The following is a 20,030-nucleotide window of genomic DNA, read 5'->3' as shown; positions in this document are numbered from 1 at the left end:
CCGCACCTCGATCAGGCCGTCACATAGATGCTGCCCGCCTCGACGGTGACTGGAAATGTGCGCGCGCGAACGGACGGATCGACCAGGGCCGCGCCTGATTTGATGTCGAATTCCCAGCCATGCCAGGCGCAGCGCACGATCTCGTTTTCGCGGTGATAGATGAATTGCGCCTCTTCGACCGGTGCAGTTGTTCCGCATTGCGGCCCCTCGCAAAGCGGAGCGCCACGGTGCGGACAAACATTCAGCAGCGCGTGGAACGAATCTCCGATGCGAAAAACCCCGACCGAAAGGCTGCGGATCTTGGCGATGAAGGGAGATCCGGTTTCGATCTCGTCGACTCTGCAGATGTATGTTTTCTCGGGCATCGTCTGCCTCCTCAGGCGGCATTCGCCGCTTGCGCGCGGGGGATGCGCTTGTAGACCTCGAGCGCATTCAACCCCATGATCTTGCTCTTCCAGGCAGGAGGGATTTGCAGCGTGTTGGCATCGTCGTAATCCCAATGCGGATAGTCAGAGGCAAACATCAGCGTATTTTCGCCGTCCATCGCCTCGAGAGTGGACCAGAGATGCTGGATATTTGCGGGCTGCTCCAGCGGCTGCGTGGAAAAGCGGATGTTGCGCCGGCAGTATTCCGACGGCAGCATCTTCAGCCATGGCGTCTCTTTGCGTAGGGCTTTGTAATCGGCGTCAAGGCGCCACAGTACCGACGGCACCCAGGCGACGCCGCACTCGATGACGACGAAGTAGAGGTCCGGCCATTTTTCGAAGACGCCATGCGCAATCATGCTTGCGACATGCGAAATCGCCGACATGTGCAGGATGGCATGGGTCTCCCAGAAGAATGTCGTCGGGGCCGGAGCAATCGCGGTCGAATTCACGCCGCCATGGCCGCCCAGATGAATGGCAAAGGGTAGCCCCACCTCGGCGCAAGCCTCATAGATCGGATGGTAAAGCGGATCGCCATAGGGCTTGACGGAGCCTTGCGAGGCAAGAACCTGAACCATGCGGGGATGACTGCCCAGGCGACGTATCTCGGCGGCCGCGAGCTTCGGATCCTGTGGCGCGATGATGATCGAGCCCATGAAGCGATCGTCCTTCGGAAGCCACTGGTCGATCTGGTAGTCATTGTAGGCGCTGACTAGGGCGCTGGCATAATAGGGATTAGCGAGGGTGGAAGCCTCGATCGGCTCGTCGCCGGTCAGGATCGCCACATCGACCTTGTACTTGTCGAGGTGCTTCTCCTTCATGATGAGATAGTTGTCGGCTTCTGTTTTCGGACGGACGTCCTTGCGGGAGAAGTCCTGCGGATGAAACCAGGGACGATGGCCATGCGGGAAGGCGCCAACGGGACCTGTCTTCTCGCCTTCGACGAACATGTCCTTCCATAGGCCGGAAAGGTAAGGCTCCAATACGGTCGCGCTTGACCAGTAATTGTGACAATCGCAGTCGACTATGAACACGTTGATCAGCTCCGTAGCTTCAGCCTGGTCGATCTGCCGGCCGATTTCACCGCGTGCAGCTTCCGCCTTGAGTATTGTTTGATCAAGCTTATGATCCTGCGCAATATGATCGACTTTTTCGATCGGGGTGTCCCGTGCAGCTAGATCACATCGAAACCTTTCTCGACATCATCGAGTCGCGAAACTTCAATCGCACGGCCGATCGGTTGGGATTGACCCAGTCGACGATCAGCACCCGCATCAAGAATCTGGAGAGTGCGATCGGGTCGGAGCTCTTTCAGCGCGGGCGTGCCGGTGCTGAGCCGACAGCCGCAGGGCGGCGGTTCGAAGCCTACGCCAGATCCCTGCTGTCGACGTGGTCGCAAGCTCGCCACGACGTGCGAGCGTTCAATCGTTTCGAGGGCACGTTGCGCATCGCCGCACAAGTGGGCATGACTCGTTCGGTCCTGCCGGGATGGGTCGAGACACTGTGCCAGGCGCTTCCCAAATCCTCGATCCATGTCGAGTCGGATTATTCGAACCAGATGGTCAGCGATCTAAGCATGGGAAATCTGGATATCGCCGTGCTTTATGCGCCTCGTTACCTGCCTGAGATCGCCTACGAACATCTGATGGTCGAGGAATATGTGATGGTTTCGACGGCTGCCAGAACGCTGTCCGACGTCGACCCTGAAACCTACATTCGTCCGGGCTACACCGCCGTGCTCGAAAAGACGCACGCAGAGCTGCTGGCCCAGTTGGCGATCTGCCGGCTTTCAACGGGATCGGAAACTCTGGCAGAGATCATGCTGCGGCGAACGGGCGGCACCTGCTACATGCGCAGCGACGATGCGCGCAGGTTCACTGCCGAGCTCCCATCGTTCCTCGTCGAGGGAGCGCCGACGCTGCACCAGCCAGTCCACACCGCGATACTTGCTCGCCGCAAACACGAACCCATTATTCGCAAAGGCATCCGAGCTCTCCAGGTCGCCGTAATGTCACTGGAAGTTTAATCGAAATTGCCGATCATAAAGGTAGGATTGCGCGGCTGTTCAGCGCGTTTTTAAGTGACATCTTGGCTCGACTTCAAACCCGAGTTGAATGATGAACGCACACGCGGCCTTAGGAACCCTCGGCTTCGCCTCAACAAGGCTTCACCGGCAGTGGGCACAGACCACCCCGCAACTTGTGCTCTGCCGGCGCGTGATCGACGAAACGCACGATGTGAAAACATTCGTTCTCACAGCCGCTTCAGATCGGATGTTCTGCTTCAGCGCTGGCCAATATGTTGTGGTGCACCTGAGGATCGAGGGGGCCGCGGTGACGCGCTCCTACTCTGTTTCGTCGCCACCGACGCGACCGCTAGACCTTCAGATCACCGTGAAACGGACGCCGGGCGGGCTCGTTTCGAATTGGCTCCATGATAATTTGAAGCCGGGTGATGGGATCGAGATCGAAGGCCCGCTCGGCTCGTTCAATCTCGACGATCTGCCGCACGGAAAGTCCCTTTTCCTTTCGGGTGGCAGCGGGATAACTCCCGTCATGTCGATGCTGCGCGCATTTACCGACCGCGCAGCCGACCAGGATATCCGCTTCATTCACAGTGCGAAAACGCCGGACGACATTATCTTTCGGCTTGAACTGGACGCACTTGCCGCTCGCTTTTCCAATGTTCAAGTGACTTGCATTTGCAGTCAGGAAGACCCCGCCTGGACGGGTCCAACCGGGCGAATTAACAGTGAGATGCTCCTGACCTTGGTTCCCGATCTCCACAGCCGCACGGTTTTTGCCTGTGGGCCGGAATCCTACATGAAGGCAGCGCGCGGCTGCCTCGGCGCGATCGGCCTCGCCCCTTGGCAGTATCATGAGGAGAGCTTCGGAGGCGGCAACGTTTCGCCCTCGGTATCGGATTCAAAGGTTTCGTCTTCGGTCCGCTTCGCCCGCTCAGGCATTATGCATCACTGCGCGACCGGAGAGACCCTGCTGGAAGCTGCGCGCCAATGTGGCGTTTACGTCCCCACCGCTTGCCAGCAAGGAATTTGCGGGACGTGCCGGATCGCCAAGCTGTCCGGCGAAGTTGTCATGGATGACTTGGGTGGGCTGACATCGGAAGACAAATCGGCAGGCTACGTCCTGGCGTGCTGCAGCCGCCCCCAAGGCGACGTTTTTCTTGATCTCTGATTGTCACATCCGCACCGCGGGACGAAATCGGATCAGCCTTGCGTTGCACAACCAAGCCGTACTACTGCGTCGCAAAGTGTTTGGCGTTTCGGAGCCTGTTAGCCGGCCTTACCCGGAGACTTGACCGCCCCTGAACACTCTAGGTTAACGGCAGTTTACCTCATTCGAACAGACGAGGACAGTGGGCCAACCCGCCTTTCGGTTTCCGTGGCTTGGACGGACCCCGTCTTGCGTCGCTGGCGTCCATAACCGAACTCGCTGTTTTTGAAATTTCCAGTAAAGAACTGGCCGAGGCCATCCTGTCGGAAGGCCAAATCGGGACGAAGATCGCCTGCTCCCTGGCGCGCCCGAACGCCATCCTTGCCGAACATCTCATAAATACGGGCGGCGGAACGCGATGAGGCGCACCGCCCATTCCCTGCTCGAGTTGGAGGAGAGGCTCTCCATGGTTGGGCTGTCGGCCCGTGGAAGATATGCGTGTCTCCTTGCCCAGCATGAACTAGCCGACATCCTCGGAATGACCGCGGTTCACGTCAACCGAACGTTAAGGGAGCTCCGTAAGGCCGATCTCGTCTCTTTCAAGTCAGGCCATCCGATCTCGTCTCTTTCAAGTCAGGCCATGTAGAAGTGATCAACCCGAAGAAGCTGGTCGAAATGGTGGCCGGATTCGATGGCGAGTATCTCAGGTAGTGTGTGTTTCGGCGTGCAAATATTGGACACCGATCAGCGGTCAAAGGTCGGCGCCGATTGACAGGCTTAACTGCCCAGCCCATATCCGCGAAAGACTGCGAAAGACTTTGGGAAGGGTGAACACCGCCGGTGTCTACGACTGCGACAGCTTGCCCTGGGTCGCCTGGCAAAAAAGTGCGACCTGAAGCCGGCAGGGTATAGACGGTATATTACTCGACCCTAATTAAACGCCATGTTCCGGTTGCTGCTTAGCTTCGTCTCGTTGTTATTTTCCACCACGCTTCTTTGTGCGCAAGAGTGGCAGCCCTTCGGCATCAAGCAGTTTGGCTTTGTATTCGATGTGCCCCCTGGCTTTGTTCTAACTCAGCGTTCCGATCAGGGGGCAGCTTTTCAGGGCAAAAACGAGGCCTTTCTTGCTGTTTGGGGGGCAAGGCTCGGAAAGGCCAGTTTCCGCGCCGAGATAGAGCATCGAATTGTCGAGGACGAACAGGCGGGCTGGAAAGTGACCTATCGGCGCGTTAAGCCGACGTGGGCCAGTTATTCCGGCCTCAGGGACGGGGAAATCCGCTATGTACGCGTCATTGCGATCTGCAATGACCGTGCGGCGCTCTTTACAATGAACTACAGCAGATCCGAAAAAATCGCGTACGATCCCGTCGTGATGCGAATGGTGCGATCCCTAAGGGCGGAAGGCTGCTAAAGCCAGATCAAGCTGCAGAAACATGGCATCTGCAGGGTGAAGCGAGAGAGGGCCCCGAACCCGACCAACTGGCTCTCGCCCTGGAAGGCCTCGACGGCGATGTTGCCCGCGGCGGGAGACGCGAGCCGGCGTCGAGAGGTCGCCGTCCGAGCGCCTACAAGTTCGGTCTCCATGCTGCTCTCGATTGGCTCCCAGTCTCTGGGGGATTAGCTGTCGTGGCCTACTTCACAGTCGTTGCCGATAATTAGAAGCCGTGTAGCAAGGTACTTGCGTTCGTGGGATCGCGTGTCATCATCCCTCATGACCATGGATGAGGCAGAACAGGCCGTTCGCTATTTCTGTACGAAATGGGCCGAGCTGCGCGGACTTCCTCATGCGCCTGAGAATCCAAATTTTTCCGACGTCTTTTCGTGGCTTGAGCAGAAGTCTCCTGGTCACCTGAAATTCCGGAGTATCACTCCAGTGCGCGATGACGTGGAACGATGGTTTGTCGATGAATTCAAGCAGGGCTGGCGCAATTAATTTAGCGGTCTTCCTCACGGCGAAATAGCCGCCTCGAACGCTTGGATTTTTAGATGCAATTCCTTCAGAGCTTGAGAATCTCCAGCCTAACCGGCCCGCGGCTCCAGCCTTCTCGCGCAAGCATAACGACATGTAGGCGCGACCGCGGAGTGCATCTTTAATCGATTGACTCGCGTGATGCACCGGCAGTTAATTGCCCGGTTGGTCCTGACCAAAGAGGGGCAGTAAATTGGGAGCAAACGATGAAGGTGCAGAAGGAAGACTATCGAACGAATAGGGCCGACTATGCCATTGCTGCGATGCCGCAGTTAGCGGCAGCACCCGTTCTTGGTGACCCATCGGTACGCTCCTTGCAGCGGCGAAGTTTGGCGCGCGATGCTCTGCCGTTCAAGGAAACGGCTTGAACGCTGCCGCGCGAGATTCCAATTGGGCCGCACCTAAATTCCAGATGTCCCGATGCAGGCCCACGTCCCGTCGTCGCCTTTTTTCCAGACGACGATGTACTTGCGCGCCATGGTGGAGAGGGCGCCGCCTTTGCTCGGCACGGAGCGAAATGCGCCAACTTCGTAGGCGAGATTCCCGCTCCCTTCTGGCGGTCGCCCTACTGGAACCCCGAACTTTTGCGAATTGTTGGCGGATCCGACAGGAATCTGAGGCATAGCTAAGATTGCCTTAGCTCGTGCTCGAGCATGTTCCCGTCTTCGATCATCTGCGGGGTCATCCCAACATCTTTTATGGCATGGGCTTCAACGGAACCGGCATTGCACAGACGCGATCGGCGGCCGCGTCGCCGCCTCCTGGCCAGTCTGGTGCTCGAGCGCAAGGATCGGTGGAGCGCCAGCGGTCTCGTCGGGATCGACCGGCGGCTGGCATTGCCTCCAGAGCCGTTCCGCTATCTCGGCGCCAGACTTGTGCGCGGCGCTATCCGGCCCAAGAATGACATCGAGATCCGCAACGGGAACCCGGATGTTCTCACCCGTTCTCTTGCGCAGCTCACGCCGGGGCATCGTAAGCAGTAGTAGTCGTGGCCAGCAGTCCGCCTGGGCTGTCATTCAGCCGAGCCGATCCGCACCGGCCGCTACTATAGGTAAGCGAAGGCGACAAGACAGTACAATCTCGCTGCATGGCATCGACCCCGGCGTAGAGGCGCTGCAATTCAGCTCCAGCCGGACCGTCGCGGCCGAAGATCAGACGGCCTGGCGGTTGCGATGGACCGCAATTGAGTTACGCTCCACCAACCGGGCCGCCAGCACACGGTGCTCGAAAGGCAAGGTGCCCTCCCCTAGCCTCCTCAAGAGAAGCTCCGCCGCCGCCGCTCCGATCAAATGCGCCGGCTGTGCGATGGCTGTGATACCCTGGGCCACGAATTGCATCCAGTCGAGATCGTCGAAGCAAAGCAGCGAAAGGTCTCCTGGGATCGCAAGCTTCAGTGCCGATGTCGCCTCCAGAACGCCTGTCGACATCACGCCATCGGCGGTAAACAGGGCGGACGGCGCATTGCGCATTGTCAGCAGATCGAGTGCCTCCTTGCGGGCCGCCTCGCTGGAATAGATCGCCACGCGGCGGATCAACTGCGGATCCGGCGTAATGCCCGCGGCGCGATGGGCTTCGAGGTAACCTAATAGCCTTTGCCAGCTTGGATGATGATAGCGAATATCAACGCTGGAGAGATCGGCGTTTGCCACAAACGAGCCAACATCATCCCGTTGGCCCGGCCCGAGCTCCGCCAGAATTCCAATGCGGCTGTGTCCGGCGCCGATCATCGCCGCGATGCTGCTACGCGTTACGGAAACATTGTCGACCACGACTGAATCGGTTTCCAGGCCCGCAACCATGCGGTCGAACTGCACGACGGGACAGCGGGCTGCGACTGCCTCACGAAGATGATCCGCTTCGTCCCCGAAAGTCGATGAGACAATCAAACCGTCGACCTGCTTTTCCAGCAGCAGCTGCACCGCCTCTCGCTCGAGTTCGGCATTTTCGTCACTATTCGTAACGATAACCCCGAAGCCGCCACGGCGCGCCATATCCCCTATTCCGCGCAGCACGCTCGCGTAGAACGGGCTTTCGATGTCGCCAACCACAACTCCGATAGTCTGCGTCTTACCGGTGATCAGACCTTTGGCCAGGCGATTGGGGCGATAGCCCAGCTCAGCTGCAGCGGCACGCACCTTCTCCTGGACCTCGGGGCTGCTGTAGCCATAGTCACCAAGTACACGCCCCGCCGTGGCGGAACTCACCCCGGCGCGGCGAGCGACCTCTATGATGGTTGCGTTTTTCGACAATCTTTCAGTCACTCGGCAAACTCCGCCGCCAAGGCGCGCGTTGTGACGGCGACCTAGCGGCAGTTAAGCCCGCCCCGCAAGGCCCAACACTGCAACCCCCGCGGTTGCGCACACCATTGCAATCACAGTACCTCTGACAGAAAGCGCCGAAGACGTGGACTCTGCGGATTGTCGAAAAGGTCCTCAGGCCGTCCTGCCTCGATGATCCGCCCCTCGTCCATGAACACGACCTGGTTCGCGACTTTGCGGGCAAAGTTCATCTCGTGTGTGACGACCACCATCGTCATCCCGCCGCGACCGAGATCGGCCATCAAATTGAGGACACCCTTGACCAATTCAGGATCGAGCGCGCTGGTGACTTCGTCGAACAGCATGATTTCGGGCTCGAGGGCGAGCGCACGCGCGATGGCCACCCGCTGCTGTTGCCCGCCCGAGAGATTGGCTGGCCGGTGATCCTTGCGCTCCAGCAGTCCGACTTCATGCAGCCTCGCCAAGGCCGCGCCCTCAGCCTCCTCGCGCGACATGCGTTTCACCTTGCGCAGAGCCAGGGTGATGTTGGCGAGCGCGCTGCGGTCGGGGAACAGATTGAACTGCTGGAAAACCATGCCGACGCGCCGCCGGAGTTGGTCAGGGGTGTGTTTGTAGATGCTTTCGCCGTCGAGCAGAATGTCACCGGCTCGACACTCTACGAGGCGATTGAGGCAACGCAGCAAGGTCGACTTGCCCGAGCCGGACGGACCGATGAGGCAGGTGACCGTCCCGGGCTGCACCTTCAGACTGACGTCATGAAGCACCTGGACGACGCCGTAAGCCATGTCGATATTCTTCACCTCGATGCCGCCGCCCTTGAAGCGTGTGGGCGCTGCTGCAGGCAACGTCGCTGCGCCCGGCACGATCGCTTCGGCAAGCTCGGCGACTTCCTTGAGGCCGCTGTGCACGGCGGTGATACGTTTGCCGACGCGCATGCGCGTGTCGATATAGTTGACGAGGTGGGTTAGCGGGACCGTGATCACGAGATAGAACACGCCGGCCAGCAACAGCGGTGACAGATTGCCGGTCAGCACGGCCTGGTCCTGGCCGACGCGGAACAGTTCGCGTTCGGAAGCGAGCAGGCCAAGGAAATAGACCAGGCTGGAGTCTTTGACGTTGCCGATGAACTGGTTGACCAGTGCAGGCAGGACGCGGCGGATGCCTTGCGGAATCACCACTAGGCGCATGCCTTGGCCATACGTCATACCAAGAGTGCGGGTCGCGTCGATCTGACCACGCTCGACGCTTTGAATGCCGGCGCGGAAAATCTCCCCGATATAGGCGCCCGCAATAAGGCTGAGTGCCAGAATGCCCAGCGGATAAGGCGATGGACCGAACAGCTCTCGGCCCAACCGCGCGAAGCCCTGGCCAATGATCAGAATCGTGACAATGGCCGGGAGCCCGCGAAAGATATCGGTATAGACCCGCGCAAGGATTTTCAGCGGCTGGTTCTCGGAAATCCCCATCACGGCGAGTACGATACCGATCAGCGTCCCGAAAAACGTCGAGGCAAGGGCCAGGATCAGGGTGTTCTTGAGGCCGACCATCACCATGTTCGGCAGAACTTCTGCCATCGCCTGGAAATCAAGAAAGCTGCGGGCGAAGTTGTCGAACCAGCTCATATCAAGTCCATCTATAACTCGGCCGGGCACCGTTGCTCACGGGCCCGGCCGGAAACGATAACGAATACGCGCGAATTTACTTCTTTGGCAGATATTGATCCGGCATCGGGGTACCCGGGAACCATTTCTCGTGAAGCCGTTTCCAGGTGCCATCGTCCATGGCCTCGCGCAGGGCCTTGTTGAGCGCTTCTCGGAAAGCGTCGTTGCCTTTTTTGACCACGAACCCGGCAGGCGCGTCGAAGGACGGCACATTCATTGTTATCTTAAGGTTCTTGTAGCGCTCCACATACTGCTTGGCCGACTCATAGTCGGTGAAATGGCCATCGATCGTCCCGTTGTTCAGCGCCGCCACCGCAGTGTTGTTGTCGGGGAATTTGACGATGTCGCCCTTCAGGTTCTTCTCGGCATAGATTTCCTGGAGCGTTCCCTGGATCACGCCGATGCGCTTTCCGGCGGTGCTCTCATTGCTCGTCAGAGCCGGATCAGCCGAAATGATCGACAGGTAGCCGGCGAGATAGCCGTCGCCAAAATCGACGGTCTTCTTGCGCTCCGCGGTCGTGCCAATAGCGGCGACAGCGACGTCGAAGCGGCCGTTGGCGACAGACGGCAGCAGCGCCGAGAATTCCTGGCCGGTGAAAACGACCTGCTCCTCCTTGAACCCGAGCCGGCGCGCCACGTCGCGGAAGAGTTCAGCGTCGAAGCCGGTGAAGTTGCCGTTGGCGTCGGTGAAGACATAGGGTTTCGCATCGCCCATGGTTCCGACGCTGATCACCGTCGGGTCGATGAGGTTGTAGGGGTTGTTGGCCGCTTTTGCCTGCGTTGGTGCGGCCAGCGTGCCAAGTCCTGTCACCAGCGCGATCGTCAGCGCCAGACCGGATTTCACCAGTTGGCGCCTGTTCGAAATCGTTTGCATGTCTTCTCCTCTTACGATTGGCCGAAGTCGGCCTGCGGTCCCACTCGACGTCTCATCCGTCAAACGCTCTGGGCGGCGCTGCGTGGATGAATGAGAACGTTATCACTTTCCCTAGCATTGTCTATTTCTCGCGTCAATTGTCCGTGGAATTACGCAGCTAGATGGCTTTCCCGCCTCGAACGTGCCCCGCTCCGCGGAGGATCTCTGGCGTCATTGTCCCTATGTCGATCGCTGTCGCGTGGCCAATCGCCCCGTAGTACTGGCACGTAGCGGCTGCTGCCTCCGCCGCACGATCGAGAGTGGCTTCAGGCGCCTCTTCCCTGAGCAAGCCGACTAACGTTCTGGCGATGAAGGTGTCGCCCGCGCCCAGCGTGTCGACGGTTTCGACCAGTCGCGCCGGGGTGCTGTAGGAGGTCGAGTCTCGGTAGAGTGCGGCGCCAGCTCGACCGCGAGTCACCAGGACCCACTTTGAACCATATGCAAGCAGTTCGGCTGCGATTGCAGTCAATTCCTTGTCGTCGAGGCCGTCACCCGAAACGGAAGCCAGATAGCAATAAGGCCCGATCTCGCGTCGATGTTCCCGTTCGCGCCGCGTGGAAAAATCGTAGGACAACAGTGACTTACCCGACACCGCGGCAACCCACGGGTCTAACCCGCTGGACTGGCCGATGTGGACGGCCTGAAAGCCTGAGAGAAAATCCAGATCTTCTTGCGTCGGCGTGAACATCGAGACCCCGAGATCGAAATCCAGGAAAATCCGATCGGCGTTGCGGTGACCTATGAGGCAGTAAGCGGTCGCCCCCTCGAGGCGTCGCAATCGGGTGACGTCCACGCGCTCGGACTTGAGTACGGCGTCGATCAAGTCCCCGGCCCGGTCTTTGCCGATTGATCCAACATAGGCAGATTGCCCGCCGAAGCGGCTCACATACACCGATAGATTGAGGCAATTTCCGCCAGGATACATCTCGCCGCGAGCGAGATAGCAATCGACCACGTTGTCGCCCATCGCGGCAATATTGACCATCGCAGGACTTTCAGTTTAAAGGACGTGAGAACGTTCGCACAATGACCTGCCATTTGTCAATTGTGCGCCGGCCCAAGCTCTGTCACCGAGAAGAGAACCTCATGATTTTCGCCCTCCCCGCCGACGTTGAACGAGCCCTGGCCGCTATGGCGGGGAAGCACTTTGCGCATCTATTCCTCGTGGCGTGCGGCGGCTCGCTCTCGATCATGATGGCAGGCAAATACTTCATCGATCGTCGCAGCGGCACATTCGCCTGCGACATCTACAACGCGGATGAGTTCGTATGCCGAGATCCGCGACGGTTGGGACCTGACACACTCGTTGTTCTTTGCTCGCAGACCGGAACCACCAAGGAGACCGTCCGAGCGGCCAATCACGCAAGAATTCGAGGCGCAACGACAATCGGCATGACACTTGACCAGGTATCGCCCCTCGCGCGCGCCGTCGACCACCCTGTGGCGTACCAGGCCTCCTACACGACGGGCGAACCGATTGATGCAGCCCGCAGCAATTACGGCGTGCTCTACATGTTGCTCGCCGGCTTGATCGATGCTCGGGAAAATGCCGGGCTAACCGCCGATCTGCTGAGGAGTCTGAGTCATCTTCAGCCGGCGATCGAACGTGCGCACCGCACCTATGCCGACCGGTTTAAGACCTTCGTACCCCGTTTCGCGCCGTGCAATACGATCTACACACTGGCCAGCGGTGCAAGCTATGGCGCGGCCTATTCGTACGCCATCTGCGTATTGATGGAGATGCAGTGGTACGACTCGCAAGCCATACACGCTAACGAGTTTTTCCACGGTCCTTTTGAGGTGGTGGATCGGGACGCTTGCTTCGTGGTCTTGCTGGGTTTGGACGAAACGCGGAGCCTTTCCGAACGCGCCCGCGATTTCCTTTTCAAGTACGGCAGGCGGGAAAACATCCTGGTGCTCGATGGAACGGAACTCGACCTCAGCGGTATGTCCGAACACATCAAACCTTATCTCGTGCCCCTGGTCTTCTTCGACACTCTATGGCGTTTTGCCTACGAGCTGGCCGGTCTGCGCGGCCGGCCAATGCTTGAGGGCCGGCGCTACATGAAGAAGCTCACGGATTACTAATTCCGCAGCACTCTGCAGCCATCCAACAACCCCCAGCCCGTCTTCTGCGAAGAAGGATTTTTCCATGATTGCATCCCCAAAGCCGCGCCATGTCGTTGTTATCGGCGCGGGCATCTTCGGCATCTCTTCCGCGCTGCACCTCGCTCGTCTTGGCTTTGATGTAACGGTTGTCAACGACGGCGCACCGGCCAACGGTGCATCCGGCCGTTCACTTTCCTGGCTGAACTCAGCGCGACGTGCGGACACTGCTTACCACCGCTTGAGGCTTGCAGGCATCGACCGCTATCGGACCCTGGCCGCCACAAGGCCGGAAACGGCGTCGTGGCTTCGATTTGACGGCGGCCTCACCTGGGATGCGGATGATGAGGCGAACCAGATCGCGTCCATCTGCCAGCTGGAGCAGGATATTGGTTATGACGCGCTTCTGCTCGGCCCTGCCGAAGTCGGCGCAGTAACGCCCGGTGTCAACGCCAGCGCAATCACCCGGCAGGGCGCCATCTTCAATCCTGGTGAAGGATGGGTTGACCTGCCCTCTTTGATCAGTCTGCTGCTCAATGAGTTCCGCTCCCGCAGCGGCAAGCTTGTTCAGGACGCTGGACGCGTGCGGATAGATGCCACAGGTGGTCGCGCGCGTGGCGTCGTCACTGCCGACGGTGTGCCATTAAAGGCGGATGCAGTGCTTCTTTGCGCTGGGCCAGCGACGCCTGTCATGCTTGCGGAGGTCGGAGTACATATCCCCGACGCTACACCAATTTCACTTCTCTTGAGGACCAAGCCGATCAAGACCGAGTTCCGTGCCGTGCTGAATACGCCGCGCGTGGCGGTGCGCCCGACGCCAGATGGCGCGCTTGTTTTGGATTCGGCGTGGTCGGAGGAAGAAGTCGTGGTCAACTCTGACGGAACCTACGCCGTGCACGAGAAGACCGTCAAAGGACTGCTCGACGAGGCTAGTGCAGTGCTCGAGGGTCATCCGCGGCTCCAGCTCGCTGCCTATGCAGTTGGCCCGAAGCCCATCCCCGGCGACGGCGAGCCTGTGCTTGGCACCGTCGAGACCGTCGCCGGGCTTCACGTCGCCTTCAGCCATAGCGGCGCCACGCTTGGATTGATCGGCGGCGAATTGCTCGCCAGAGAAATCGCCTCAGGCAATCCGCATCCCATGCTTGCAACGTTCCGCCCCAATCGTTTCAGCTGAAAGGGCAATTGGGGCAAGGTCGACCGTCCTGATGGGCCGCGGGCCTGGGGAATCTTTCCCTTACCGAGAGAGGGGTGACAGGATCGCGTGATCAGGTCGTCGTCTTACGGCAACAGAGACGGCGAGGAGTGTCGGCGCTGCGCGTCCAAGCGCGAACGCCCAAGGGAGAAGATGAGTGCGCTGACCGCGACAAGTTGCGCAAGCTTCCGTCAGCAAAATCGGACACTGCGCACGATCGGACGCCCGTTCCTCCAGAACGATTTCGCCTTATCGAGAGACGGCCCGCCTTGCGGCGTGCGAGGGGTCGGCAGTGACTTGACCAACCGTCAGGATTGCGCCCATTGTCTCGTACAAGAGCGCTTGTGGGTAATCCACACTCAGCTCAGCGGCAAGAACACGGCTCGCCACGTTGGCCTCGACGCGTGCAAGGACAGGGAATGACCATCAAGGTGAAAGTTGGCGAGGCCAAGACGCATCTCTCGGAACTGCTTTCAAGGGTCGAAGCCGGCGAGGAGGTGATTATTTCGCGCGGCAACTATCCCATCGCCAAACTGTCGCGGATTCAACGGCGCAACGATGTCGAGGCCGTGATCGAAGAGATCGGCGCTGCCCGGGCCCGCGCCAAGCCCGTGACGCACGACGAAATTCGGGCCTGGCGCGATGAAGGGCGCCGCGCTTGATGGCGATCATCGTCTGATGCTTTTCGTTGTCGACCTTTCCATGGCGGCTGCCTGAATTCTTCCTCACGAAGACAGCGAGGCGGCGGCGCCCTGATGCGACAATTGCCGGGAACAAGGGCGCCTGTCCCTCCCCTATTCTGGCACGAGGCGCGTAACGTCGTACTGATGGCCGAGCGCCGTGGCCGCATCGCGGCGGGCGAAGCTGCCACCGCCATAGCACGGCTGCGCCGATTGCCGCTGGAGGACGCGGGCGGCGGGTCGGACGGCGCGGTGCTGACGCTAGCGGCGTCGCACGGGCTCAGCGCCTATGACGCCGGCCTAACTTGCCCTGGCAATCGAAACCGAGTTGCCGCTGGCCACCCTCGATCGCAAGCTCGCACTTGGCGCGCGCGGCCAGGGGGTTCGAATTCTCGGGCCGCGCGCGAATGGAAACTGACCTCTTCGCTCGACCACCTGCCTATGTCGTTCGACGTGCCGAAGCGTTCGACCCTCTCGATTCCGAACTGCCATTGGACCGCCGCGATTTTCTTGCCGAAAAACCCGAGAAGATCGAAGGTAGAACGCACCGAAGAGCCTCTACCTTGTGGGAATCAGATGCAGTGCAGACTTGCCGCCCTTCACGGCCGCCGCCGACAGCTTGCGGTCAAAGCTTGCAAGCTGGCCGCCACGCGCCTTGGCGAGCGCGAGAAGATAGGTATCGGTGACCTGTCCAGAGGTCAGGATTTTCGCTGGATCGATGTCGCCAGAGCCAACCAGGCTCACATCGTCGGGCCAGAAGCTGTGCCCGTGCAGGGTCCGCAACTTGGCAACCATTTGCGCTACGATGGCGGGCGAGCCGGGAGAATTGGGATATCTTTGGTTGCCGACGATGCGCAGGACGCCGTTTTCGGTGATGGGACACGTAGCCCATGCGGAGTTACCGGTCTCTTCGAACCAGCCATGCGCGTCGTCATGGGCGACGTGGCCAGGATCGATCAACGCGACCAGCACGTTGACGTCGAGCAGGAACGTCACGGCAGTTCGTCTCGCAGGGCGTTGACCGTCTCAAGCGTGACAGGAGGTGCATCCGGCCGAGGCGACAGAAGAGGGATCCCGTTGCGCTCGCCGCCGGCTTGAGGCCGGCGCAGCGAGCGCCGGGCGAGATCGGTGATGACCTCGCCGAGGCTGCGATCCTGCTGCCGGGCGATAGCCTTGGCCGCGACCAGGACATCGTCATCGATCGCCAGTGTGGTTCTCATTTCGCCCTCCTTGGTGCGCATCAAACATCACGCATCATATAGAATAGCGAGGTCGGATGCTCAAGCGGTGCGAATACCCGGCGGACTTTGCGTGGAACACGTTTGCGCCGGAAGGATCGTCGCTCCACGGCTTCACCCTTTGTATGCAACGAGAACTGCGCCCGCTGTAATCAGTGAAACGCCAAGCCAGTTCGGCAGGGACAATTGTTCACTGAGGAAAACCACGCCGAATACCGCGTCAAGCGCGACGCTTAGCGTGGCGCCACCGAGCAACTCCCCCTCCTACAATGCAGCGCCAGGGCTGCGATGACATATCTTGATAGTGTTGCCGAAGTCAGCCAGATCCCGCTACGTCGATAACGGCCTTGATCAGACCGCACTTCTGCTGCGCCCAGATTGCGACGTCGCGTGGGCTGTCGCGCAGGGTGGTGCGGTGGGTGACGAGCTGGTCGATTGGTATTTTTCCAGCGCGGATCGAGGCAATGACGTGCAGGAAATCGCTACGTGTCGCGTTGCGACTGCCGATCAGCATCATTTCCCGCTTGTGGAACTCTGGATCGGAGAAAGTTATATCTTCCGGTACGACGCTGACCATCACCATGACGCCGCCATGGGCAACATAGTCAAAGGCAGACTGCATCGAACGGCTGTTTCCCGTTGCGTCGTAGACGACATCGAAGCCTGCCCCGGCGGTTCGCTCCGCTACTGTTTTCACGATCGATCCCTTCGATCCGTCGATCACCAGGAAACCTAGTTGCCTCGCGGCAAAAGCCAGCCGCTCGGCATCGACGTCCATGACGGTCACGTTCTGTTGCGCGATGCGCGCAAAAAGCGCGGTGCCGAGGCCGATCGGCCCGGCGCCGATAACCAAGGTGCGAATGCCCGGCCCCGCCATGGATCTGCGGACCGCGTGGGCACCGATGGCCAGAAACTCGACCGTGGCAGCCTCGACCGGTGACAGGCCGGCCGCTGGTATCAAGTTCTGCGCCGGCACGAGAATCTGCTCACTCATGGCACCGTCACGGTGCACGCCAAGCACCTCAATCGACATGCAGCAGTTGGGCTTGCTCTGGCGGCAGGCGGCACAATGTCCGCAGGCAAGATAGGGATTGACGAGGATTTGCTCTCCAACCCACAGGTCCACGGGCGCGTTGATTGCCGCGATCGTTCCCGAAACCTCATGGCCCATGACGCGCGGATAGGTGAGATAAGGATGCCTGCCCTCGAGGATGTGGTAGTCGGTTCCGCATATCCCGACAAAGGCGACATTGACCAGTGCCCAGCCTTCGGGCGGAGCGCCTGGTGCCTGCTGCTCCTCAAACACCAGTCTGCCGGGCTCGGCGCATCGCACGACTTTGATGGTGGGGTCCATGACTGCAATTCACCCCTTGCTAAGCTGGAGTCCGGCAACAGGAAGTGGTCCGGCGGGTGCAATCCGTCGGACCGCTGGTGGATCACTCGAAGTCCTTGACGTTCTGCAGCGTCACCAGTCCGGCGCCGGTATCCACATTAGCCTCGACGAGTTCCCCACGGATGGCCTTGACGACAGTGTCGATGCCAAGCTCGCCCATTTTTGCGGGAAATTGAGCTACGCTGGCGTCCTCCGCTCCCGACTTGATCGCTTCGATCTCACCGCAGCAGGCGTCAAAGCCGACCACTATGAGGTTGTCGTTGGCAATGCCTGCATTGCTGATCGACTTGACAGCTCCAGGGATCGGCGGTCCGCAGGCCGCGTAGATTGCCTTGAGATCAGGATTGGCGGTCAGGATGTCTTCGGTCACTGACGTGCCAAGTTCCAGCGTGCAGTTGGTTGCACCTTTGCCGACGACCTCGACCTTGACGTCACCCAGTCCCTCCATCATGCCCGTGACCCGGTCATCCAGAGCCGGCACCCCGGGAACGCCTTGCAGAATACCGATCTTGTCACCGCTCTTGAGCACCGTCTTCAGGTATTCTCCGGCGATCCTGCCGCCATTGAGATTGTTGGTCGATACCAACGCCGTCTGGCCTTTCCAGTTGGGGATGCTGTTGTCGACGAGAACCACTTTGATGCCGGCGGCCACCGCCTTGTCGAGCGCCGGCGCGACCGTCGGGTCGACCGGAGTGATTGCAAGCCCTTTGACGCCTTGCGTGATCATGGATTCGATCAGAGCGATCTGGCCTTCAATGTCGGTAGCCGCCTGGCCTTGGCCGGTGACCAGTTCGATCTCCGGATGAGCGGCCGCGTATTTCTTGGCGGCGTCCTCCATGGTCGAGTAGAACGGCACCGGGAATTTCGTAATCAGGCCGACCTTGATCTTGTCTGCGGCCGAAGCCGGCACGGAAAACGCAACGGCGATCGCCAGCCCTGCGAACAGTTTTCGATTCATTGGCATTGTATTTCTCCCTTGGATTGAGACGCCTCCCGGCGGGAGACGCTTCAGGCATTTGCGGACCGGAAAGGTCCCCAAATTTCGAACGGGTCAGGCTCCAACGATCATGGAAACCAGTTCCTGTTTGTTGCCCTTGGTCGGCACCAGTTCGCCGACCCTGCGGCCCTGGCGAAGCACCACCGCGCGATCGGCGAGCTCGACGACGTGTTCCATGTTGTGAGTGATCAGGATGACGGCATTGCCCTGGTCGCGGAGCGCAGCGACCAGATTGAGCACCTGGCGTGATTCACGCAGGCCGAGTGCGGCGGTCGGCTCATCCAGAATGACAACCTTGCGGGCGAACACGGTCGAGCGGGCTACGGCTATCGCTTGCCTTTGGCCGCCAGACATCATGGCGACGACGGCATCCAGCCGCGGCAACGTAACCTTCAGGTTTGCCAACAGATCGCGGGTCTCGGCGTCCATCCGGCGCTGCTGCAGAAATCGCAGGCCGCGCGGAAGCCATTGCGGGCCAGCCAGCTCGCGACCGGCAAAGAAGTTCTGTCCCGGCGTCAGATTGTCGAACAGCGCCAGATCCTGATAGACGGTCTCGATGCCGGCGAAGCGCGCATCCGCAGGGGAGCGTATCTGCGTTGGCGCACCGTCCAAAAGGATCGCGCCGGCATCGAGTTGGTGCACCCCGCTGATGCATTTGGTCAGCGTCGATTTACCCGCGCCATTGTCGCCGAGCAGGCCGACGATCTCGCCTCGCCGCACCTCGATGCTGACATCGTCCAGCGCAAGAACCGAACCGAAACGCTTGGTAGCACCGCGTACCGCCAGCACGGGATTGTCCGTGCTGACCGCATGATCGGCGTTGGCCGCAACGGCGCTCATGACTGTCTTCCGGCTTGCAGGACACGCACACGCCCTTCGAGGTAATTGCGCAGCACGTCGGACTCGACCGCTATGACGATAACCACGCCGATGACGATGAGCTGGAAAAAGACGTTGACGTTGAGCAGGTTGAGCGCGTTGCGGATAACGCCGATCATGATGGCGCCGATCAAGGCATGGCCGAGGTGGCCGCGACCGCCAAGAAAACTGGCGCCGCCAATGATCACCGCCGCGATCGTATCCAGTTCCAGCAAATTGCCGAACAGCGGCGAACCGGCGTCGGTGCGGCCGGCAAGGATGACAGAACCGATGCCGGCGCACAGCCCTGAGATGACATAGACGGAAACCAGGACCCAGGACACGGGAATACCCATGCGCAATGCAGCGTCGGGCCGGCCGCCAACGGCATAAATCCAGCGCCCCCAGACCATGGTTTTAGCCATGACGAAAAGAACCGCGGCAACGCCGGCAACGACGAACACCGATCCAGGCAGACCCCAGACGGCGTCGCGGCCAAGCGCATCGATCGAATCCGGCATGCCAGGAATGGCGCGCCCGTCGGCCAGTTGCAGCGCCAGCCCTTTGGCGATGCTCAACGTCGCCAGCGTGATGATGAAAGGATGCGGCAGCCGGCCGAAGACGTAGAAGAGTCCATTGATGGCGCCGACCGCGGCACCGCAGCCAACCATCACGGCGATCACGACGATGGCGGGGGCGCCGGCATGAAAGCTCAGCGCGCCGACGACGGAAGCCAGTGCAAGGTTCGAGCCGACGGAGAGATCGATGCCGCGCGTCAGGATGACCAGATGCTGGCCCATCGCGACAACCGAGATGACGGCCGTCTGGGCGAGGATGTTGCTGAGATTGCGTCCCGTCAGGAAATAGGGTGACAGAAAGCTGAGGACGGCGATCAGCAGCACCAGGATGACCACCGGACCAGCGCTCAGCAGCATCAGGCCAAGCGCAAGGCCGGGGACGGCTTCTGACTTCCTGGATGCTGGCAACGCGGCCTCGCCGACAGTCGTGCCGGTGTTTCCCGTTTCAGGCAAATTCCCCTCCCCGCCGCGGGGGGGGCGGGGGCGGGGGGGGGAACAAAAAAAAATTTTTAGGGGGGGGGGGGTTATTGATAAAAAAAAAAAAAAAGGACGGGGGGGGGGGGTGTTT

The 20,030-nt window shown here is 60.1% G+C and carries 23 protein-coding genes and 1 pseudogene; 11 read left to right on the top strand and 13 right to left on the bottom strand.

What is annotated here, in order from left to right; all coding sequences use genetic code 11:
• Nucleotides 1-11: 11 nt before the first annotated feature.
• Entirely contained in the window at nucleotides 12-365 is a 354-nt protein-coding gene (locus tag AC0L2X_RS02865) for a Rieske (2Fe-2S) protein (RefSeq protein ID WP_292653661.1), read from the bottom strand.
• 11 nt (nucleotides 366-376) lie between these two features.
• On the bottom strand, nucleotides 377-1,459 hold the full coding sequence (locus AC0L2X_RS02860) for an amidohydrolase family protein (RefSeq protein WP_473554300.1): 1,083 nt from the start codon (nucleotides 1,457-1,459) through the stop codon (nucleotides 377-379).
• Nucleotides 1,460-1,533: 74 nt separating this feature from the next.
• On the opposite strand from AC0L2X_RS02860, the gene AC0L2X_RS02855 reads away from it, so the two are divergent.
• The 8 genes from AC0L2X_RS02855 to AC0L2X_RS02820 all read left to right on the top strand — a co-directional run bounded on the left by AC0L2X_RS02855 (nucleotide 1,534) and on the right by AC0L2X_RS02820 (nucleotide 6,550).
• Complete coding sequence (locus AC0L2X_RS02855; RefSeq protein WP_473554298.1) at nucleotides 1,534-2,451, top strand: LysR family transcriptional regulator; 918 nt, start codon at nucleotides 1,534-1,536, stop codon at nucleotides 2,449-2,451.
• 91 nt (nucleotides 2,452-2,542) lie between these two features.
• Nucleotides 2,543-3,619, top strand: a complete 1,077-nt coding sequence (locus tag AC0L2X_RS02850; protein ID WP_473599272.1) for an FAD-binding oxidoreductase — start codon at nucleotides 2,543-2,545, stop codon at nucleotides 3,617-3,619.
• 212 nt (nucleotides 3,620-3,831) lie between these two features.
• Nucleotides 3,832-4,020, top strand: coding sequence for a hypothetical protein (locus AC0L2X_RS02845; RefSeq protein ID WP_473599271.1), 189 nt, complete (start codon nucleotides 3,832-3,834; stop codon nucleotides 4,018-4,020).
• The gene (locus tag AC0L2X_RS02840) at nucleotides 4,017-4,244 is read left to right on the top strand and encodes a helix-turn-helix domain-containing protein (RefSeq protein WP_473554292.1); all 228 of its coding nucleotides are present in this window, start codon (nucleotides 4,017-4,019) and stop codon (nucleotides 4,242-4,244) included. The genes AC0L2X_RS02845 and AC0L2X_RS02840 overlap by 4 nt, the downstream gene beginning before the upstream one ends.
• A 297-nt stretch (nucleotides 4,245-4,541) precedes the next feature.
• Nucleotides 4,542-5,009: a hypothetical protein gene (locus AC0L2X_RS02835; protein ID WP_473599270.1), complete on the top strand. Its 468-nt coding sequence runs from the start codon at nucleotides 4,542-4,544 to the stop codon at nucleotides 5,007-5,009.
• A 300-nt stretch (nucleotides 5,010-5,309) separates the two neighbouring features.
• Nucleotides 5,310-5,531: a hypothetical protein gene (locus tag AC0L2X_RS02830; protein ID WP_473599269.1), complete on the top strand. Its 222-nt coding sequence runs from the start codon at nucleotides 5,310-5,312 to the stop codon at nucleotides 5,529-5,531.
• Between the two features lie 242 nt (nucleotides 5,532-5,773).
• The gene (locus AC0L2X_RS02825) at nucleotides 5,774-5,935 is read left to right on the top strand and encodes a hypothetical protein (protein WP_473599268.1); all 162 of its coding nucleotides are present in this window, start codon (nucleotides 5,774-5,776) and stop codon (nucleotides 5,933-5,935) included.
• A 357-nt stretch (nucleotides 5,936-6,292) separates the two neighbouring features.
• Nucleotides 6,293-6,550 (top strand): hypothetical protein, encoded by a 258-nt coding sequence (locus tag AC0L2X_RS02820; RefSeq protein WP_473599267.1) that lies wholly within the window; start codon nucleotides 6,293-6,295, stop codon nucleotides 6,548-6,550.
• Between the two features lie 168 nt (nucleotides 6,551-6,718).
• On the opposite strand, the gene AC0L2X_RS02815 is transcribed toward AC0L2X_RS02820, so the two are convergent.
• The 4 genes from AC0L2X_RS02815 to AC0L2X_RS02800 all read right to left on the bottom strand — a co-directional run bounded on the left by AC0L2X_RS02815 (nucleotide 6,719) and on the right by AC0L2X_RS02800 (nucleotide 11,405).
• Complete coding sequence (locus AC0L2X_RS02815; protein ID WP_473599266.1) at nucleotides 6,719-7,828, bottom strand: LacI family DNA-binding transcriptional regulator; 1,110 nt, start codon at nucleotides 7,826-7,828, stop codon at nucleotides 6,719-6,721.
• A 110-nt stretch (nucleotides 7,829-7,938) separates the two neighbouring features.
• Complete coding sequence (locus AC0L2X_RS02810) at nucleotides 7,939-9,468, bottom strand: amino acid ABC transporter permease/ATP-binding protein (protein WP_473554277.1); 1,530 nt, start codon at nucleotides 9,466-9,468, stop codon at nucleotides 7,939-7,941.
• A gap of 76 nt (nucleotides 9,469-9,544) precedes the next feature.
• Complete coding sequence (locus AC0L2X_RS02805; protein WP_473554275.1) at nucleotides 9,545-10,381, bottom strand: ABC transporter substrate-binding protein; 837 nt, start codon at nucleotides 10,379-10,381, stop codon at nucleotides 9,545-9,547.
• A 157-nt stretch (nucleotides 10,382-10,538) separates the two neighbouring features.
• Nucleotides 10,539-11,405: a PfkB family carbohydrate kinase gene (locus AC0L2X_RS02800; RefSeq protein ID WP_473599265.1), complete on the bottom strand. Its 867-nt coding sequence runs from the start codon at nucleotides 11,403-11,405 to the stop codon at nucleotides 10,539-10,541.
• Between the two features lie 101 nt (nucleotides 11,406-11,506).
• On the opposite strand from AC0L2X_RS02800, the gene AC0L2X_RS02795 reads away from it, so the two are divergent.
• From AC0L2X_RS02795 to AC0L2X_RS02785, 3 genes are all read left to right on the top strand, one after another.
• Nucleotides 11,507-12,508, top strand: a complete 1,002-nt coding sequence (locus tag AC0L2X_RS02795; protein WP_473599264.1) for an SIS domain-containing protein — start codon at nucleotides 11,507-11,509, stop codon at nucleotides 12,506-12,508.
• A gap of 64 nt (nucleotides 12,509-12,572) precedes the next feature.
• Nucleotides 12,573-13,700, top strand: a complete 1,128-nt coding sequence (locus tag AC0L2X_RS02790) for an NAD(P)/FAD-dependent oxidoreductase (RefSeq protein ID WP_473599263.1) — start codon at nucleotides 12,573-12,575, stop codon at nucleotides 13,698-13,700.
• Between the two features lie 437 nt (nucleotides 13,701-14,137).
• On the top strand, nucleotides 14,138-14,380 hold the full coding sequence (locus AC0L2X_RS02785; protein WP_473554266.1) for a type II toxin-antitoxin system Phd/YefM family antitoxin: 243 nt from the start codon (nucleotides 14,138-14,140) through the stop codon (nucleotides 14,378-14,380).
• Nucleotides 14,381-14,956: 576 nt separating this feature from the next.
• Here the strand turns inward: AC0L2X_RS02785 and AC0L2X_RS02780 are convergent.
• From AC0L2X_RS02780 to AC0L2X_RS02750, 7 genes and pseudogenes are all read right to left on the bottom strand, one after another.
• Nucleotides 14,957-15,394, bottom strand: coding sequence for a TA system VapC family ribonuclease toxin (locus AC0L2X_RS02780; RefSeq protein ID WP_473599262.1), 438 nt, complete (start codon nucleotides 15,392-15,394; stop codon nucleotides 14,957-14,959).
• A complete protein-coding gene (locus AC0L2X_RS02775) occupies nucleotides 15,391-15,618 on the bottom strand; it encodes a hypothetical protein (protein ID WP_023679266.1) in 228 nt (75 codons plus the stop codon). Before AC0L2X_RS02775 ends, AC0L2X_RS02780 begins: the two co-directional genes overlap by 4 nt.
• Nucleotides 15,619-15,750: 132 nt before the next feature.
• Nucleotides 15,751-15,873 (bottom strand): annotated as a pseudogene (locus AC0L2X_RS02770) (EamA family transporter); the annotation flags it as partial.
• Between the two features lie 79 nt (nucleotides 15,874-15,952).
• The gene (locus AC0L2X_RS02765; RefSeq protein ID WP_473599288.1) at nucleotides 15,953-16,978 is read right to left on the bottom strand and encodes a zinc-binding alcohol dehydrogenase family protein; all 1,026 of its coding nucleotides are present in this window, start codon (nucleotides 16,976-16,978) and stop codon (nucleotides 15,953-15,955) included.
• Nucleotides 16,979-17,072: 94 nt separating this feature from the next.
• Nucleotides 17,073-17,987, bottom strand: a complete 915-nt coding sequence (locus AC0L2X_RS02760) for a sugar ABC transporter substrate-binding protein (RefSeq protein WP_473599287.1) — start codon at nucleotides 17,985-17,987, stop codon at nucleotides 17,073-17,075.
• Nucleotides 17,988-18,080: 93 nt separating this feature from the next.
• Nucleotides 18,081-18,866 (bottom strand): ATP-binding cassette domain-containing protein, encoded by a 786-nt coding sequence (locus AC0L2X_RS02755; protein WP_473554259.1) that lies wholly within the window; start codon nucleotides 18,864-18,866, stop codon nucleotides 18,081-18,083.
• Nucleotides 18,863-19,915: an ABC transporter permease gene (locus AC0L2X_RS02750; protein ID WP_473599261.1), complete on the bottom strand. Its 1,053-nt coding sequence runs from the start codon at nucleotides 19,913-19,915 to the stop codon at nucleotides 18,863-18,865. Before AC0L2X_RS02750 ends, AC0L2X_RS02755 begins: the two co-directional genes overlap by 4 nt.
• Between the last annotated feature and the right edge of the window lie 115 nt (nucleotides 19,916-20,030).

The sequence above is a fragment of the Mesorhizobium sp. WSM4828 genome (assembly GCF_055811175.1).
Note: the sequence above shows the minus strand (reverse complement) of the source record. Positions and strands in the feature narration are given on the sequence as shown.

Excerpts from the sequence above, each read along its gene's own strand:
- AC0L2X_RS02865 (WP_292653661.1), bottom strand. The coding sequence starts at position 365 with ATGCCCGAGAAAACATACATCTGCAGAGTCGACGAGATCGAAACCGGA.
- AC0L2X_RS02850 (WP_473599272.1), top strand. The coding sequence starts at position 2,543 with ATGAACGCACACGCGGCCTTAGGAACCCTCGGCTTCGCCTCAACAAGG.
- AC0L2X_RS02840 (WP_473554292.1), top strand. The coding sequence starts at position 4,017 with ATGAGGCGCACCGCCCATTCCCTGCTCGAGTTGGAGGAGAGGCTCTCC.
- AC0L2X_RS02835 (WP_473599270.1), top strand. The coding sequence starts at position 4,542 with ATGTTCCGGTTGCTGCTTAGCTTCGTCTCGTTGTTATTTTCCACCACG.
- AC0L2X_RS02830 (WP_473599269.1), top strand. The coding sequence starts at position 5,310 with ATGACCATGGATGAGGCAGAACAGGCCGTTCGCTATTTCTGTACGAAA.
- AC0L2X_RS02825 (WP_473599268.1), top strand. The coding sequence starts at position 5,774 with ATGAAGGTGCAGAAGGAAGACTATCGAACGAATAGGGCCGACTATGCC.
- AC0L2X_RS02810 (WP_473554277.1), bottom strand. The coding sequence starts at position 9,468 with ATGAGCTGGTTCGACAACTTCGCCCGCAGCTTTCTTGATTTCCAGGCG.
- AC0L2X_RS02805 (WP_473554275.1), bottom strand. The coding sequence starts at position 10,381 with ATGCAAACGATTTCGAACAGGCGCCAACTGGTGAAATCCGGTCTGGCG.
- AC0L2X_RS02800 (WP_473599265.1), bottom strand. The coding sequence starts at position 11,405 with ATGGTCAATATTGCCGCGATGGGCGACAACGTGGTCGATTGCTATCTC.
- AC0L2X_RS02795 (WP_473599264.1), top strand. The coding sequence starts at position 11,507 with ATGATTTTCGCCCTCCCCGCCGACGTTGAACGAGCCCTGGCCGCTATG.
- AC0L2X_RS02790 (WP_473599263.1), top strand. The coding sequence starts at position 12,573 with ATGATTGCATCCCCAAAGCCGCGCCATGTCGTTGTTATCGGCGCGGGC.
- AC0L2X_RS02785 (WP_473554266.1), top strand. The coding sequence starts at position 14,138 with ATGACCATCAAGGTGAAAGTTGGCGAGGCCAAGACGCATCTCTCGGAA.
- AC0L2X_RS02775 (WP_023679266.1), bottom strand. The coding sequence starts at position 15,618 with ATGAGAACCACACTGGCGATCGATGACGATGTCCTGGTCGCGGCCAAG.
- AC0L2X_RS02760 (WP_473599287.1), bottom strand. The coding sequence starts at position 17,987 with ATGAATCGAAAACTGTTCGCAGGGCTGGCGATCGCCGTTGCGTTTTCC.
- AC0L2X_RS02755 (WP_473554259.1), bottom strand. The coding sequence starts at position 18,866 with ATGAGCGCCGTTGCGGCCAACGCCGATCATGCGGTCAGCACGGACAAT.